Source organism: Halanaerobium saccharolyticum (genome assembly GCF_004362045.1).
In the GTDB taxonomy this organism is placed as follows: Bacteria; Bacillota; Halanaerobiia; order Halanaerobiales; family Halanaerobiaceae; genus Halanaerobium; species Halanaerobium saccharolyticum_C.
Genome location: NZ_SNWX01000007.1, coordinates 17,971 through 33,990 on the forward strand (window position 1 = coordinate 17,971; position 16,020 = coordinate 33,990).

Consider the following 16,020-nt stretch of genomic DNA (forward strand, 5'->3'; position numbering starts at 1 on the left):
TAGGATAAAATTAAACCGTTAAAAATAAGTTCTCAGTAATTTAATCTTTTTGAAATATTTCAGAATATTATTAAAAAAAGAAAAGCCGGGCTGGTGAGGCCCGGATTCTCTATTATAATTCTTTACTGTCTAATTTTATCGGGTTTATCACCAATACGTCCAAATATAATCTTAGATTGTCCATTTCTAATAACCTTAAACATAATCTTATCGCCTACTTCTTTATTTTTGATTATTTCACTAACATCAGAAGTTGATTTTATCTGTTTTTGGTCAATTTCTTTGATTATATCATAAGGTTTTAAACCAGCCTTATCAGCAGGACTACCCTTATAAACTTCTATAACTACAACACCATTTTGATTATCGAGAGAGAAATATTCTTGAACTTCTTTAGTTATTTCACTAAAGACAATTCCCAGCCATGGTCTGGTAACTTCACCTGTCTTTTGAAGTTCACTGACAATACCTTTAATTTCATTGATTGGAATTGCAAAACCGATTCCCTGTCCTACTTGAGAAACAGCAGTATTGATCCCAATCACATTACCTTTAATATTGAGCAGTGGACCACCACTATTACCAGGATTAATAGCTGCATCAAGCTGAATTAAGTTTTGATAAGTTCTAACCTGACGACTCTCAGTTGGAATCTGTATTGGGCGTCCTAAAGCACTTATTACACCAACTGTCACTGTGTGCTCAAAACCCAGAGGATTACCAATAGCAATTGCCCATTCTCCAGGTCTTAACTTGCTGGAATCACCCATCTTTAAAGGGGATAGTTCCTGATTTATATTTTCAGTATTTACCTTTAAGATTGCCAGATCAAGACTAAAATCAGACCAGGCTACTTCTGCTTTCAGTGGTTCTTTTATTCCATTGATAGAAACTTCAATTTGATCAGCACCATCAATTACATGCTGATTAGTTACAATATATCCCTCTTTAGAAACTATAAACCCTGAACCAAAACCTTTTCTTTCTCGCGGCGGCTGTTCTGGTCCCTGAAAACGATCACCAAAGAAGAATCTAAAATAAGGATCATTAAACATTTCCGGCAGCTGCTGGCTTCCAGATACTTTAATTGTAGAAGTAACCTTAACAACACCATCATTTGCCTTTTCAGCTATATCAGCAAAATGATTTGACATATAAAGTTTTTGTGAGTTCTGATTTTGAGCAATTACAGCTGGTGATACAGAAGCCATCAAAGAAATTACAATCAAAGCTAATAAAACCTTTTTAAAAAGATTATTTTTAATTTTCATGATTAACACCTTCCTTTTTTAGTATGATCAAATAAAACAGTTAACTGGTACTTATTCTTCTCTCCAGCGCTGTAGGGAAATACCAGAGAGAATATAATCTTAAGGAGGAAATTTCATTCTGCTTTTATTTAAACTTTTAACTGTTTTATCTTACAATAGAAATATAACAAAGAGAAATTAAAGAATAATTAAGCAAAAATTAAATTTAGATTAAATTACTTTTTTGCCTGATTTTTTACTTTCTTCATTTCTTTTTCTATTTCCTCCTGATCACCAAGATAATACTTATCTTTAACATTCATCTCCAGATCAAACTTATAAACTAAAGGCCTTCCTGTCGGGATATTTAAAGAAGAAATATCCTCATCTGAAATTCCATCAAGATGTTTAACCAGTGCTCGCAAACTATTGCCGTGAGCTGAAATAATTATTTTTTTTCCCTTTTTCATCTCTGGTACAATTTCATTTTTCCAGTAAGGCATTACTCTATCAATTGTCATTTTTAAACTTTCTGCAGTTGGCAGTTCCTCTTCACTAAGCTCTGCATATTTTTCTTCATGACCCGGATAACGTTCATCATCTTTATCTAATTCAGGTGGTGGGGTATCAAAACTGCGGCGCCAGATATGCACCTGTTCTTCCCCCTCTTTCTCAGCAGTCTCAGCTTTATTTAATCCCTGTAAGGCCCCATAATGTCTTTCATTTAATTTCCAGGATTTAATTACTGGAATCCAGTGCAGATCCATAATATCCAGAATTATATTTAACGTTTTAGTTGCTCTTTTTAAATATGAAGTATAGGCCAGATCAAATCTAAACCCCTCTTCATTTAATAGTCTACCTGCTTCTTCTGCTTCTTTAACTCCCTGTTCACTTAAATCAACATCTGTCCAGCCTGTAAACCTGTTAGCTAAATTCCATTCACTCTCTCCGTGTCTGACCAGTACAATTTTCATCAAATCACCCTTTCCTACTTTAGTTAATTACTAAAAATTAATATAAGAACCTTTCTTCACTTATATAATTATAGTCAAATCTTTTCAAAAAGAATATTAATTAATTTACAAATTTAAATGTCCACAAATTGAGTTTCTATCTCCCATCCTGCTTCAAGCTGCCTTTCTAATAGTTCCCGGTATTTTTTAAGCTGAGCAGGATCACGATAACTACCACTTTTATAATCTATAATCCTAACTTTTTTATTTTGCTGATCAACCAGCAGCCTGTCGATCCAATACTGTTTTTTTCCTGTCTTGGTTTGTTCTTTAAGTAGATATTCATTAAAAATCTGATATTTTTCTGAAAATATTTCAGAATGAGAACTAATAAACTGCTCTGCTTCTTTAATTACTGTCTCAATTTTTTCTCTTCCCATTAAATTTCCATACTTGCTTTTAAGCAGTTTTCGAGCAGAATGTTTTTCCGCCTCCTGATTATATTTTATATTTTCCAGATAATAATGAAGAGCCAGTCCCCTGATCTTAGTTTCTGCTATTTTTAAACCGCTGGCCTGCTTCTGAAAAAATTTATATTTTCGATCTTCATTTTCTTCGGCAGTAAATGAATCTGCTTTTTGCTTTAAGTATTTATTTAATTCAGCTAATTTATAATCACTATCATTTAGCTGAACTTTGGACTTTCTTGACTGACCTCTAGTTTCAGGCTGCAGCAGCCCCAGTAAATTATCTGCCTCAACAGCATTTAAGAGCATTTTTTCGTAATAATCATAACTGCTGCCTGACCACATTAGATCACTCTCTGGCTTTATTTTTCTCGGTGCTTCCACATAAAAATGAAGATCATTTTCGGCTCTGCTTAAAGCGACATAAAGATTATTAATCTCTTCCATCTCTTCTTTTGTATCATTTTTTTCTTTAAAATCATAGTCTAACCAGTCTAAAATTGATAAATATTCGTTCTGGATGAAAAGATATTCATTTAGTTGATCATATTTATCATCAAAATCCAGATAAAAGTTGATTCCCTGACCTTCATTTCCTCCCCTGCGGCCGGGATTCCAGTAAAAATATTCTACAGGTAGTGAAAGACCCTTTGACTGATGAATGGTCATTAAAGTTACAGCTTCTTTATTTTCTACCTTTTTTTGTTTAAGTTCTTCACTATCTTTATTCTCCTGCAGATAATTTAATAATTTTTTGAGGGAAGAGTATGAGTTTAGTATTTCAAAAAAACTGTAAATATTTTTTAAAGCAAGACTGTTTTCTGAAGCCAGAGTGATAATTTCTGTTTTCTGATAAAGATAATTAATCAGCTCCTGATAATCCAGCTCAATTACTTTTTTGATTTCAGTTAACAGCTTTTTTAATTCTGTTACTTTTTTTATATCAGTTGGCAGTTCAGCCTCGGTAGAATTGAAATATTTTTTTATTTTACTCTGGTTTTCAAGCAGCAGTTTTAATTTTTGCTGACTCAATCTAATCAGATCACTGCGCAGAAATTTGAGCAAAAAATAAAAGTCTCTGGCTGCTGCAAAATAAAGAAAGTCATAGATAGCACCAGGCAGTGGAGCATCTAAAAGCGAATTTCTATTTTCTAAAATATAGGGTATTTTTTCTTTTTCCAGATTTTCGGCAATTAAATTTAATTCCTTTGCTGTTCTGGCCAGCACACTTACCTGACCGTAATCTGCTGCATATCTTTTTTTAATATCAGCTGCTATTTCAGCTGGTAAATCTCCTTTAATCTGACTATTTAAATCTTCAATTTCTTTTTGTTTTTTCTCTGCCAGACCGGCAAATTTTTTGGTCTCAGTATTATAATAAGCGGAACTGCCTCCATAAACTATACTGCTCAGGCCTTCAACTTTTGAATTAGCCTCCACTGAATGATATTCCCAGTCAACTTCTGCCCCGGAAAAGAAATCATTGAGCAAATTTATTATATTCTGATCACTGCGATAACAGCGCTCCAGACGATCACTTTCGGCCTCAATAATTTCTGCCAAAGACGCAAAAAGCTTTTTTTCTCCACCCCTCCAGCCGTAAATTGACTGTTTTTCATCTCCAACAGCAATAAAATCCTCTGCTCCTTTAATTAGAGGCCGCAAAATTTTCCACTGCAGAATACTGGTATCCTGAAATTCGTCAATATATAGGGCTTTATACTCGCCTCCTAAGAGATCAAGCAGGTAATCAGCTGCTTTTCCGTCTTCAATTAGGCCAATTTCTTGATCATTTAAATATTTAAATGTATAGTTGCTGAGATCAGCATGAGTAAACTTAGCGCTTTTAAATTTGAGCTTTTCGTAAATTGATAAAACCAGTTCAGCAAAATCAATGATTTCTTTTTCTGCTGGAATAACTTCCTGGTTAAAAACTTCTACAGCAAGTTTTTTTCTAAATAAATCATACTCAAATTCTAATTTTGTCTTTAGTTCATTTGTTTTCTTAGCCCGCAGTTTGTTTCCGCTCCAGTAGCTTTCATTCAGTAAATAATTTCTCCTCCGATAAAGAAATTCCTTTTTGTTAGCTTCAGTTTTCAGCTCCGGATACTGTTCAAAAAATGGCCGTCCATCCTTGACAAAATAAGAAGCTGAAAATTCTTCTCCTCTCAGTTCAGCAGCATCTTTTAATGTCTGATAACTGCTTTCAAATAATTTTACAATATCGGCCTGAGGCAGTTTTTCTTTATCTCTAGACTCTAAAAGCATAAACTTCCAGGCATTATTTACTATTTCTTTAATGAAATTTAAATAGGGTTCCAGATCCCGGGCAGTATTTCCTTCTAAAAAACCCTGTAATTGTTTATAGTATTTTTCATTATTTAAAATTATTTTTAAAAGTTCTTCTATAATCTCCTCATTCTGGCTTTCATCTATAATCTGATAATTATATATTTCTAAAAAAGGAGCAATTCCCCGACTGAAAATTTGATTTATAAAAGCATCAATTGTGTAAATCTTTATTTCCTCATCATTTAAAATCATTTTTTGATAGATTTTTTCTAATTTTTCCTTTTCAATTTTTAGATCGGGATAAATTTTTTTTAAAGAATTGATAATATTTTCTTTCTCAGAACTATCAGTAATAATTGTTCTCAAATGCTGAAGTATTCTGTTCTTAATCTCAGCTGTTGCCTTTTTAGTAAAGGTCATAACAATAATTTCGGAGAAATCTATATCTTTTAAAAGTGCAGCCAGGTATTCTAATGATAATCTATAAGTTTTTCCTGTACCTGCACTGGCTTTAATGACTTTCTTCACTGTTTTTAACCTCCACTCTACAAATTTCTCTGTAAGGACAGCGCTGACAGCGGCTTTTATAAATACGCTCATATTCACCGGCAGCAAATAACTGCAGACAAAGTTCCTTAATTTCTGCACCCAGCTGATCCTCTCTGTCTTTTTTATAATAGGAATGTTCAAAGTTTTCGCCAAAAACATTGTAAATTGCCTTCCGACTTTCTGCAGGCAGCTGTTCCTCATAATTTTGACGCAGCATCAGTGAATAAAAATCAAGCTGCTTAAGATCACCACTACCTGTCTTAAAATCAATAATAAAATACTGATTTTCACTTAACAACAGCAGATCAATTCTACCGGAAAGATAAAAATCTATCCGGCCAGCTTTAAAATACTGCTGCAGCTCTTTATTCCACTGCGGCCATTCCACTAAAATATTACTGTAATCCTGCGGCAGATATTTCTCCAGCAGCCCGGCAAAGCGCATAAAAGAACGATCCAGACTTTTATGTATTATTTGATGATAGTAGTTTAAATAATCCTGATCAATTTTAAGTTCATCTGCTTTTATTGACTTTTTGATAATCTTCTTCCGCACCGCAGCCGGAAGATCAGATGGTAATATTTTTTCTTTTCTGGCATAAATAATTAACTCTCCAAATATTTTGTGTGTTAAAATACCCAGGCTCATTAAAGAAAGATAAGGGGTTGTTTTTAATTCAGTATCCAGCTGGACAAGTTCTTCCAGATAAAAACGGTGATAGCAGTCTTTTAAGTTTTTATACTTGTAATAACTGAAATTAAAGGAACTGCCAAAATCATCATTTGCAAGCTGAAGTTCTCTATTAAAAGCAGCTGAGGCATTAACTCTTAGCTCTGGCTTTTTATTAAAATTAAATATATTATTTAAAATTTCTTTTTCACTCAGGGCTTTTAATTTAGATTCTTTAAACTCTAAACCATATTTTATAATAAGTTCTTCCAAAATAACTGCTGGTGAAATATTTTGATCTTCATTTTCTACAGTAAAAATCACTGCTTTATCTGCACTGAAAAGATGGCGCAGAAAATTGTATTTTTTTAAAAGTAGTTTTTTATGCTTCAGCTGCAGACCATTATCCTGAAGCTGTTTTTCACTTAAAAATAAAAGTCCGTCTTTTTTAAGGGAAAATTCTTTTTGAATACAGCTGTTAAAAAGTAATTTTCTGTGCTTTTTCTGGGCTGTATTATCTAAACTTAAAAATTGAACCGCATCTTCCTCTGCAGCAAGAGACAGGCTTTTAAATTTAAGGTGATTTAAAAACAATGCAAATAGTCCGGCTCCCCGATCTGCATAATAATCCTGCCAGCTGGTCACAATCCCCATCTCTTCAACACTCTGAAGTTCCAGTAAACTATCATTAAATTTTTCTACTATTTCCTGAGGCTGATCTTTTAGCAGGAAATCAAATAGTTTGCTTAATAATTCAATTAAGCCAGCAGTATCTTTGGTTTTTCTAATTTGCTTCAGAAAAAGTAATAATTTTTTTAAGGAAGGGAGCTGGTGTTCAATCAAATCCTGATCAAGATAATAATAATCCTCTCCAATCAAATTCTTAATCTGCAGTAAGGATTCTGCCTCCAGTTCAAGCCAGTCTCTAAAGAGTTTCTGTCCTGTAAAAGAATATAATTCTTTAAGTTCAATTAAAATATTTGAACCCTTTTTTCCCTGCTGATAAAGCTGATACAGACTTTCTAAAAAGATATAAGCTTCAGTTTCCTGCAAGCTTTTATACCTGGCCAGATCAAGTTTCTGGCTCAAAATATCAGCTGTCTCAATTTCTTCAGCAGGATCGATTATTTCGGTTTCTGCCTCACTTAAACTTAACTCATCTAATAATGCAGCCAGGCTTTTTAAATTTGAATTATTTTTTCGGATTTCAAATCTATTCTTATCAATTTCGGGCAGAGTTATTTTTTTGAGTTCTAACTTTTCTTCATCAAAATCGCCCTTTTTTAACTGCAAATGCAGCTTAATTTTAAAATCCTGACTCAATTCCTGCAGTAAATTCTTAAAATAGGGTGTGAAATCTAAGATATTAAAAAAATTAATGTTTTGATAATCACTTAAAAATCCAGTGTTTAAATTTTTTTCTTCTTTCAGCAGCAGCTGATCTAGATATCCTAGCTTATTTAATTTTTTTTGATATCTGGCTTTGATTTTATTTAATCTCTGCACTCGTTCCTGCTGCCAATCTGCAAGTTGATTAAATCCCGACAGCCTGTAATTCTGCTTTAATTTAAAATAGTCAAAAAAGCGCTGAGAAAACTGATAGATATCCTGATAGCTGTCCAGCCTGAGCTCTGACTTCTCTTCTGCAGTCAGGACTGAAAATAAAATTAGAGGTAATTTTTCTTCTTTAATTACAATCTGGTTACTGCTGAAAAGCCGTTCTTTAAATTCTTTGACAGTTAAAAACAAACTCTGTTTCTGCAAAGGCTCAGGCTGATAGACTCTGACTGCCTCTTTTAAATCCTGATAATTTTTAAAAAGATAGACTTCGGCTTCCTGACCGATAATTTCTTTAAATAGATCCTGCTGATAATCATAATATTTAAGGTCCACAATTATTCATCCTTATTTAAGTATTTTTACCGATAATCTCCAAGATAATTATCAAAATTACTCCTACAGAAAAGGCTATTAAACCTGCAATCTCAAACTGAGCCGGGAAAACTGCTGCTGCCGAGCCCAGAATTAGACCTGTAAGGATTACCATAATCTTTGCCTGATGTTTTTTTAAGAGATAGGAAAAAAGCCAGGCGAAAACCAGAAGACCGGCTCCCATACCAAGGGCAAAAACAATTAAAGTTAAGATTTCTAAATTATTAACTGCTGCTAATATGGGATGATAAACCCCCATTAAAATTAACAGAGTTCCTCCACTGATTCCCGGTAAAATCATGGCAATACTGCCAAAAAAACCTGCTATAAAAAAGAGCATTAATCCCTGTGCATTAACAAAACCCAGCTGTATTTCGCGGGAAAAAAAGAGGGCCAGTGCAAAAGCTAAAACCATAAAAAGTAGTTTTAGAAAACTAAAACTTCCTATTTTTCTATAAGTAGAATGAGCTGAAGTCACAACCAGGCCAAATAAAAAATAATTGACCAGTTGGGGATTACCTGCATAAAGGTCTGTAATCACAGCTGAGCCAATAAAAACTCCCAGGACAGCTCCCAGTCCAATAAATGTAAGCTTCTTAATTTTAATATCTTTAATGGCATTAATTAAAGTCTCATAAATATTTAAAACTAGGGCAATTGTTCCTCCACTTACTCCCGGCAGAGTATTGGCCAGCCCAATTGGAATCGATTTTAAAAACAGAGCTAAATATGTATTTTTTTGTCGCAAATAAATCTTCCTTTCTCTGACTGTTTTCTCTATATTATATATTCAAGATTGCCTCTTTTTTCCCTTCTTTTTCCTGGTACCGGGTACCTGGAAATTATTGCATTTCTACTCTATCTAAGATCAATCTCTAATTTGTTTTGACAGAGGTCCTTATAATTAGTATGATTAAACTAGGAGGTTTTAAAATGCGAAAAATTAATTTTGAAGAATATAATAAAAAAAGAAAAAAAGCAAAAATTGATATTTTAGAACTCCGAGATCAGCTTAACAAAAAGAAAACTAAAACCAAACGCAGCCGACAACAGGATAAACAATACTTACTTTATAAACTAGCTAAAAAAAGAAAAGAAAAAATGATTGAAAAAGTCGGAAACCACCTATATCGTTTTAAATAATTTTTGGGTTCTCAGTAAAATTAAACAATCAAATTTATATTTAAATGGTGATAATAACACAATAGGAGGTCTATTATGGACAAAATTTTTTTAAAGTCAAAAATCAATAAAATTATTAATTCTAATAAAGATAAACTATATATTAATATTGCTTTAACAGCTGTTATAACAGAGGCCTTAAAAGATATCGACATTCGCCCAATCATTGTTGGAGGCCAGGCTGTTGAATTTTATACAGCTGGTGGATACAGCACTATGGATGTTGATCTGGTAACCCCTGCTGGAATTCAAGAAATTAATTCAGTTATCAAGAAATTAGGATTTAGAAAAGAAGGGAAATACTGGACCTATGATCAGCTTGATTTTGCCCTGGAAGTTCCTGGCTCAGACCTGGCAGGTGATTATGAAAAGATAAATGAAATCGAAATTGAAGGTTTAAAAGCTTATATTATTGGCATCGAAGATATCATAATAGATAGGCTAAATAGATATAAATTCTGGAAAGAGTATGCTGATCAGGAATGGATAATTGGAATGATTTATTTAAATTATGAAGATATTGACTGGGATTATCTTTATCAGAAATCAGAGTCTGAAAAAACTCTAGAAGAATTAAAAGAATTTAAGAAAATTGTGGATAAAAAGATAAAAAATTAGGCTCAACCACTGGATTTTTGCCAGAAGTTGAGCTTTTTTATTTAAATCATTTGTCAAATTAATCCGGGTACCCGGTACTTAGTAAATTTTGGTAACTAATTCAACAACTGGTCATCTTGCAATAACTTCTGTTCTGTAGCCGTCTGGATCTGTTATGAAATAATAGCCAGAAGAACCTTCACTCAGGCTTTTTAGATCTCCAACTTTGTAGCCGGCTTCTTTGTGGCGCTGGTAGGATTTCTGCAGATCATCTACTTTAACTGCAATATGACTGTAGCCATTACCAATTGTGTATGGTTCTTCTCGATCATAGTTATAAGTTAACTCCAGTTCGAAATTCTCATTCTGATCTGTTAGATAAACTAAAGTAAACTCAGCTTCGGGAAAATCTTTGCGAGAACTCTCCTTCAGGTTCAAAGCATCTTCATAAAATTCAATAGACTTTTCTAAATCCATTACTCGAATACAGGAATGAACAAAATCATAATTTTGCATTATTATCACAGCTCCTTTTAAGTTTTTCTCCAATTTCTATTATAATCAGCTTAAGAGCAAAATGCAAAAATTATTTTTCTTTGCTGCCCGGGCGGGTAATTGGTAAATCCTGCTGACATAATTCACACTGACCTGCTTTATATGATTGAATATCGACCGGGAGCAGCGGCTTAAAATCATAGTTAAAATCAACTTTGCCATTACTGCGATCAACAATTGAACTTAAACCAACAATTTCCACATCCAGCTCTTCTAAAACTGCCAGTACCTCTTTAACTGAACCACCAGTTGTCACAACATCTTCTACAACTAATGCTTTTTCTCCTGGTTTCAGCTCAAAACCACGTCTGATTTTCATCTCGCCATTTTTACGCTCACTGAAAATTGAACGAACTCCCAGCTCTTCTGCCACTGCATAGGATAATACTACTCCACCTAAAGCCGGTCCAATAACTACATCTATTTCTTTATCTTCCCACTTATCTGCAATCTCAGCGGCCAGAGTTGATGCATGTTCTGGATACTGCAAAACTTTTGCACACTGCATGTAAATATCAGCATGGCGGCCTGAACTTAAAACAAAATGTCCTTCCTGAATTACATCTGTCTCTACTAATAATTCTCTAATTTCCTCTTTTGTCATCTCATCCACTCCTGTTTAATAAATTTAGTGAGCTGCACCAATAATTGAACTCAAATTCTTAATTTGATGTTTAAGCATGTATTCTTTAATTTCACCAATTATTCTTGGTCCGGCCGTAGGGTCAATCATATTGACTGTTCCAATTCCAACTGCTGCTGCTCCAGCGAGCATAAATTCAATCACATCACTGCCGCTTCTAACTCCTCCCAGGCCTAAAATTGGGATATTAAGTTTTTTAAAGCTCTGATAGACCATCCTTACTGCTACCGGTCGTACTGCTGGCCCGGAAAGCCCACCAAAAGTATTAGCAAGCAGAGGCTTTTGTTGATCAATATCAATTTTCATTGCCGAAAGAGTATTAATCATGGATACTGCATCTGCTCCCGCATTTTCTGCAGCTAAAGCAGTTTCAGTTATATCAGTAATATTTGGAGTCAGTTTAACTATAAGATAGCCAGAATAAATTTCTCGTACTTTTTTAGTAATTTGATAAACTTTTTCTGGATCAGTACCGAAGATCATTCCTCCACCTTTAATATTGGGGCAGGATAAATTAACTTCAATTCCGGTGATTTCTTCTCTCTTTTCTAATTTCTCTGCCAGAGTAATAAAATCTTCTTTACTGTAGCCAGAAATATTAGCTAAAATAGGCAGACTATAATTTTTAGTTTCCGGCAGAATATCTTTAATAAAACTGTCTACACCAGGGTTTTCTAAGCCAATTGAATTAATTATCCCGGCTGCTGTTTCTGCAATCCTGGGGGTTTTATTCCCAGCCTGGGGTTTAACAGTAATCCCCTTGGTTGTAAAGGCTCCCAACTGATTTATATCAAAAAAATCAGCCAGTTCCTTCCCGTTACCACAGGTTCCAGAAGCAGTAATCAGAGGATTTTTTAACTTTAAATTATTCTGCTGCTGATGCTGTTGTGATTTCATTACTACTGATAAATTTAAGTCAGCTTCCGTTAATTTTTGTTTTAGACTATCTACCTCTCCTTTAAACACTAAGAATTACCTCCCCCAGCCCAAATACTGGACCTTCCACACAGGCTCTTTTATTTTTCTGATCTTGATCCCGGGACTCACAACTGCAGGATAAACAAACTCCAATCCCACAGCCCATTCTTTTTTCAACCGAAAGTTCACCGCCAATATTATGTTTCAGTGCTTCCTTTTCTACTGCTGCCAGCATTTTTTCTGGACCACAGGTATAAATATAATCGGGAGTATTTTTTTCAAGATAATTTAACCATAAAACAAGAGCTGAACCCCTGATCTCAAGTTTCTCTTCCATTGCTGCCAGGTGACACTCCACACCCAGTCCTTTAAATTTTTCTTCAAAAAATTCCAATTCTGCTTTATTTGCAGCTCCCAGGTATAGTGTCTGCCTGCTGCTTTTTAATTTTTTGGCAAGGTAATATAAAGGAGCAATTCCCATTCCTCCACCGATCAAATGAATGCTGCCACCTGACTTATTTAGAGAAAAAGGAGTTCCCAGAGGGCCTAATACATCAAGCTCAGTACCATTTTCTAAATTTGAAAGAATTTTTGTTCCTTTACCAATGACTCTGTAGACAAATTCTATCTTTTTTTCTGCAGCATCAAAATCAAAAATACTAAATGGTCTTCTCAAAAGCGGGTCCTCACTACCATCCTGGCTGACTTTGATATTAAAAAAATGTCCTGGCTCCGGATTTTGAGGCAGCTGATCATAATTTAAAACAAGCTGAAAAATTCCAGGTCCAACCTCTCTATTAGCAATTATTTTAAACATAAAAATCCTCCTTTAGTGGTACCGGGTACTTGGAAATAATTTCCAAGTACCCGGTACCAGAACATTACAAAATATCATTAATTTCTTTTTTCATCTTTTCGGCTGCAGCTCTAGCTGCTTTGGCATAGTTTTCTGACCCAAAATGAGAATATTCTTCTTTTCTGTAGGCAAAATTGATTCCCCGCGATGAATTAACAACTGCTCCTCTGCCATCTTCGTCAAAACCTGCTTTTATGTCTGCTGCGCCTCCACCCTGAGCACCAAAACCAGGAATTAAGAAAAATACTGTATCAAGCTGAGCTCTTATTTCTTTTAATTCCTCTGGATAGGTCGCTCCAACTACTGCTGCCAGATTGGAATAACCAGATTCGCCCACATAATCTCTGCCTACTTCCTGGAGAAAATCACCAACCGCCTGGTAAACTGTTCTACCATCATCCAGCTTAAGATCCTGTAGATCTCCTGCAGATGGGTTTGAAGTTCTTAAAAGTGCAAATGCTCCTCTTTCTTTATTTCTCAAAAACGGAAGTATTCCATCACTGCCTAAATATGGATTGATTGTTATCGAATCTACTTCTGTTTTTTTGTTTTCAAGATAAGCTTCCGCATAGGCTCCTGCTGTGGATCCGATATCATTCCTTTTTCCATCCAGCAGTACAATTAAATCTTTAGTTTTAGCATAGGCTATTGTCTGCCAGAGACATTCCATACCAGGTACTCCAAGTTTTTCGTAAAATGCCATCTGTGGCTTTACAACTGCTGTCATATCAGCAACTGCATCAATTAAATTTCGATTGAATTTTAAGACTGCTGCTGAGATTTCTTTCTGATTTGATTCCAGATCTGCTAATAATTCAGGTGCCAGAATATTCCCCGGAATTAGTTCCAGATGAGGGTCCAGCCCCACACAAATTCTAGAATTCTTAGCTTCAATTTTCTGCTGCAGCTGATCAATAAAGTATTTCATTTTTGCCTCCTCGATCATCATAGACTAACTTACCACCAACAAAAGTCAGTTCATTTTTTCCAGATAACTTCTGACCGGCAAAGGGAGTATTTTTACCCTTAGATTTGAATTTGTTTTTATCAACAGTCCATTCTCGCTCGGGATTAAAAATCAGGAGATCCGCTCTTGCTCCCTGTTTTAAACCTTCAGACTCAATATTTAATATTTTACCAGGATTGTAATAATACATTCTGAGTAAATCATCCCAGCCAATAATTTCTGTTTTAATAAAATTATGATACAAAAGTGCGAGTGCTGTTTCTAAACCGGAAATCCCAAAGGCTGCATAATCAAATTCTCCCAGTTTATCTTCAAATGTATGGGGAGCGTGATCTGTTGCCAGCACATCTATTTCTCCAGCTTTTAATGCTTCAACTAAAACATTTTTATCTCTTTCCGAACGAAGTGGTGGATGAACCTTAGTATCAGGATTATAATCTCCCACTTCTTTGTCAGTCAGCAGTAAATGATGAGGTGTGACTTCGAAAGTAACATTTACCCCTCTGTCTTTCGCATCTTTGACCAGATTAAGGCTGCCTTCTGTACTTAAATGGGCTATATGCAAGTGGATTCCCGTCATCTCAGCCAGTACTATATCCCGGGCCACCATTATATCTTCAGCAGCTGCCGGAATTCCTTTCAGCCCAAAAATTGTGGAATAATAACCCTCGTGCATTACTCCATCCTGAGAAAGATTTTCGTCTTCACAGTGGTCAATTATTGGCAGATCAAAAGCAGATGCATATTCCATTGCTCTCCTCATAATTTCGGAATTCATAACCGGATTTCCATCATCAGAAAGTGCTTTAACTCCTGTTTTCGCCAAAGTTCCAATTTCCGAAAGCACCTCTCCCTTACTGTCCTGAGTAATACTTCCAATCGGGTAAACTCTAACAGCAGCCTTTTCTGATTTAAGTTTAAGATGCTCAACAACTGCCGGATTATCAGCAATTGGTTTGGTATTGGGCATTGCCGCTACTGCAGAAAAGCCACCCGCTGCAGCTGCTTCACAGCCAGTTTTTACCGTTTCTTTTTCTTCATAACCTGGCTCTCTCAGGTGAGTATGAATATCAATTAAGGCAGGGATAATAATTTCCCCTTCTGCATCTATTACTTCATAACCCTGATTTGTAATTTCTTTATTTATCTCAAAAATTTTATTACCTTCAATTAAAATATCGTATTTCCCAGTAAGTCCATTTTTAGAATCATAAACACTCCCGTTTTTAATTAAGGTTTTCATTATCTATCTCCCTCCCGGCCAGTAAGTAAAGCAGTGCCATTCTGATTGCCACACCGTTTTTGACCTGTTCGGTAATTACTGACTGTGAGCTATCTGCAACTGAACTTTCAATTTCTATACCCCGGTTCATTGGTCCTGGATGCATTATCATCGCCTTTTTTCCGATCCGCTCTAAGCGCTCTGCATTCATTCCGTAAATTTCTCTGTATTCTCTAATCGAGGGAAAAAGTCCACTTTCCTGTCTTTCCATCTGGATCCTTAAAATATTGACAACATCTACATTTTCCAGTGCCTGGTCCAGGTCTGTATAAACCTTAACTCCCATTTTTTCGATTTCTCGAGGCATTAAAGTCTGTGGTCCGGCAACTGCAACTTCAGCACCAAGTTTATTTAAACCCCAGATATTTGAGCGGGCAACCCGACTGTGAGCAATATCTCCTACAATTAAAACATTAAGACCTGCTATCTGCCCCAATTTTTCTTTGATACTGTAAATATCAAGGAGTGCCTGAGTTGGATGAGCATGAGCACCATCTCCTGCATTAAGTACACTTGCTGAAATATTTTCTGCCAGAAATTTAGCTGCTCCAGGAGCACTATGTCTGATAACTACCACATCAGCTCCCATAACTTCCATAGTTTTTGCTGTATCCAGCAAACTCTCTCCTTTTGCTATACTGCTGGAAGATTTGGAAATACTCATTACATCTGCACTCAATCTTTTTGCCGCCAGATTAAAGGAAAACTTAGTTCTGGTTGAAGGTTCATAAAATAAATTGATTACTGTCTTCCCCCGCAGTGTTGGAACTTTTTTTACTGTTCTGGTTAAAATATCTTTCATGGCTACTGCTGTATCCAGAATTTCATTGATCTCTTCTTTTGATACATTGTAGAGACCCAAAAAATCTTTTCTTTTTAAACTCATTTACTTACCTCCTGCTCA

At 35.1% G+C, this 16,020-nt stretch carries 14 protein-coding genes; 2 read left to right on the plus strand and 12 right to left on the minus strand.

All coding sequences use genetic code 11. The features are described 5' to 3' along the window. Nucleotides 1-122: 122 nt before the first annotated feature. The 5 genes from DFR79_RS06160 to DFR79_RS06180 all read right to left on the minus strand — a co-directional run bounded on the left by DFR79_RS06160 (nucleotide 123) and on the right by DFR79_RS06180 (nucleotide 8,864). Nucleotides 123-1,271 (minus strand): S1C family serine protease, encoded by a 1,149-nt coding sequence (locus DFR79_RS06160; protein WP_133514629.1) that lies wholly within the window; start codon nucleotides 1,269-1,271, stop codon nucleotides 123-125. A 215-nt stretch (nucleotides 1,272-1,486) separates the two neighbouring features. Then, nucleotides 1,487-2,227 (minus strand): 2,3-diphosphoglycerate-dependent phosphoglycerate mutase, encoded by a 741-nt coding sequence (gene gpmA / locus DFR79_RS06165; protein ID WP_133514630.1) that lies wholly within the window; start codon nucleotides 2,225-2,227, stop codon nucleotides 1,487-1,489. A gap of 113 nt (nucleotides 2,228-2,340) precedes the next feature. Continuing rightward, on the minus strand, nucleotides 2,341-5,493 hold the full coding sequence (locus tag DFR79_RS06170) for a UvrD-helicase domain-containing protein (RefSeq protein WP_133514631.1): 3,153 nt from the start codon (nucleotides 5,491-5,493) through the stop codon (nucleotides 2,341-2,343). Further along, complete coding sequence (locus tag DFR79_RS06175) at nucleotides 5,477-8,077, minus strand: PD-(D/E)XK nuclease family protein (RefSeq protein WP_133514632.1); 2,601 nt, start codon at nucleotides 8,075-8,077, stop codon at nucleotides 5,477-5,479. Before DFR79_RS06175 ends, DFR79_RS06170 begins: the two co-directional genes overlap by 17 nt. Nucleotides 8,078-8,093: 16 nt before the next feature. Beyond that, nucleotides 8,094-8,864 (minus strand): DUF368 domain-containing protein, encoded by a 771-nt coding sequence (locus DFR79_RS06180; RefSeq protein WP_133514633.1) that lies wholly within the window; start codon nucleotides 8,862-8,864, stop codon nucleotides 8,094-8,096. A 185-nt stretch (nucleotides 8,865-9,049) separates the two neighbouring features. Between DFR79_RS06180 and DFR79_RS06185 the strand changes: the two genes are divergently transcribed. Further along, nucleotides 9,050-9,259, plus strand: coding sequence for a hypothetical protein (locus DFR79_RS06185; RefSeq protein ID WP_133514634.1), 210 nt, complete (start codon nucleotides 9,050-9,052; stop codon nucleotides 9,257-9,259). Between the two features lie 75 nt (nucleotides 9,260-9,334). Next, nucleotides 9,335-9,916: a DUF6036 family nucleotidyltransferase gene (locus tag DFR79_RS06190; protein ID WP_133514635.1), complete on the plus strand. Its 582-nt coding sequence runs from the start codon at nucleotides 9,335-9,337 to the stop codon at nucleotides 9,914-9,916. 111 nt (nucleotides 9,917-10,027) lie between these two features. Here DFR79_RS06190 and gloA read toward each other — a convergent pair whose 3' ends face one another. From gloA to DFR79_RS06225, 7 genes are all read right to left on the minus strand, one after another. Next, complete coding sequence (gene gloA / locus DFR79_RS06195) at nucleotides 10,028-10,411, minus strand: lactoylglutathione lyase (protein WP_133514636.1); 384 nt, start codon at nucleotides 10,409-10,411, stop codon at nucleotides 10,028-10,030. Between the two features lie 70 nt (nucleotides 10,412-10,481). After that, entirely contained in the window at nucleotides 10,482-11,054 is a 573-nt protein-coding gene (gene pyrE, locus DFR79_RS06200; protein WP_133514637.1) for an orotate phosphoribosyltransferase, read from the minus strand. A gap of 24 nt (nucleotides 11,055-11,078) precedes the next feature. Then, a complete protein-coding gene (locus DFR79_RS06205; protein WP_133514714.1) occupies nucleotides 11,079-11,990 on the minus strand; it encodes a dihydroorotate dehydrogenase in 912 nt (303 codons plus the stop codon). 61 nt (nucleotides 11,991-12,051) lie between these two features. Then, on the minus strand, nucleotides 12,052-12,828 hold the full coding sequence (locus DFR79_RS06210) for a dihydroorotate dehydrogenase electron transfer subunit (protein WP_133514638.1): 777 nt from the start codon (nucleotides 12,826-12,828) through the stop codon (nucleotides 12,052-12,054). 64 nt (nucleotides 12,829-12,892) lie between these two features. After that, a complete protein-coding gene (gene pyrF / locus DFR79_RS06215) occupies nucleotides 12,893-13,795 on the minus strand; it encodes an orotidine-5'-phosphate decarboxylase (protein WP_133514639.1) in 903 nt (300 codons plus the stop codon). After that, nucleotides 13,779-15,077, minus strand: coding sequence for a dihydroorotase (locus tag DFR79_RS06220; RefSeq protein ID WP_133514640.1), 1,299 nt, complete (start codon nucleotides 15,075-15,077; stop codon nucleotides 13,779-13,781). Before DFR79_RS06220 ends, pyrF begins: the two co-directional genes overlap by 17 nt. Beyond that, on the minus strand, nucleotides 15,061-16,002 hold the full coding sequence (locus DFR79_RS06225) for an aspartate carbamoyltransferase catalytic subunit (RefSeq protein WP_133514641.1): 942 nt from the start codon (nucleotides 16,000-16,002) through the stop codon (nucleotides 15,061-15,063). Before DFR79_RS06225 ends, DFR79_RS06220 begins: the two co-directional genes overlap by 17 nt. Nucleotides 16,003-16,020: the final 18 nt, after the last annotated feature.

Bases quoted from the DNA above. Each gene is read 5' to 3' on its own strand.
- DFR79_RS06160 (WP_133514629.1), bottom strand. From the start codon at position 1,271: ATGAAAATTAAAAATAATCTTTTTAAAAAGGTTTTATTAGCTTTGATT.
- gpmA (WP_133514630.1), bottom strand. From the start codon at position 2,227: ATGAAAATTGTACTGGTCAGACACGGAGAGAGTGAATGGAATTTAGCT.
- DFR79_RS06185 (WP_133514634.1), top strand. From the start codon at position 9,050: ATGCGAAAAATTAATTTTGAAGAATATAATAAAAAAAGAAAAAAAGCA.
- DFR79_RS06190 (WP_133514635.1), top strand. From the start codon at position 9,335: ATGGACAAAATTTTTTTAAAGTCAAAAATCAATAAAATTATTAATTCT.
- gloA (WP_133514636.1), bottom strand. From the start codon at position 10,411: ATGCAAAATTATGATTTTGTTCATTCCTGTATTCGAGTAATGGATTTA.
- pyrE (WP_133514637.1), bottom strand. From the start codon at position 11,054: ATGACAAAAGAGGAAATTAGAGAATTATTAGTAGAGACAGATGTAATT.
- DFR79_RS06205 (WP_133514714.1), bottom strand. From the start codon at position 11,990: ATGAAATCACAACAGCATCAGCAGCAGAATAATTTAAAGTTAAAAAAT.
- DFR79_RS06210 (WP_133514638.1), bottom strand. From the start codon at position 12,828: ATGTTTAAAATAATTGCTAATAGAGAGGTTGGACCTGGAATTTTTCAG.
- pyrF (WP_133514639.1), bottom strand. From the start codon at position 13,795: ATGAAATACTTTATTGATCAGCTGCAGCAGAAAATTGAAGCTAAGAAT.
- DFR79_RS06220 (WP_133514640.1), bottom strand. From the start codon at position 15,077: ATGAAAACCTTAATTAAAAACGGGAGTGTTTATGATTCTAAAAATGGA.
- DFR79_RS06225 (WP_133514641.1), bottom strand. From the start codon at position 16,002: ATGAGTTTAAAAAGAAAAGATTTTTTGGGTCTCTACAATGTATCAAAA.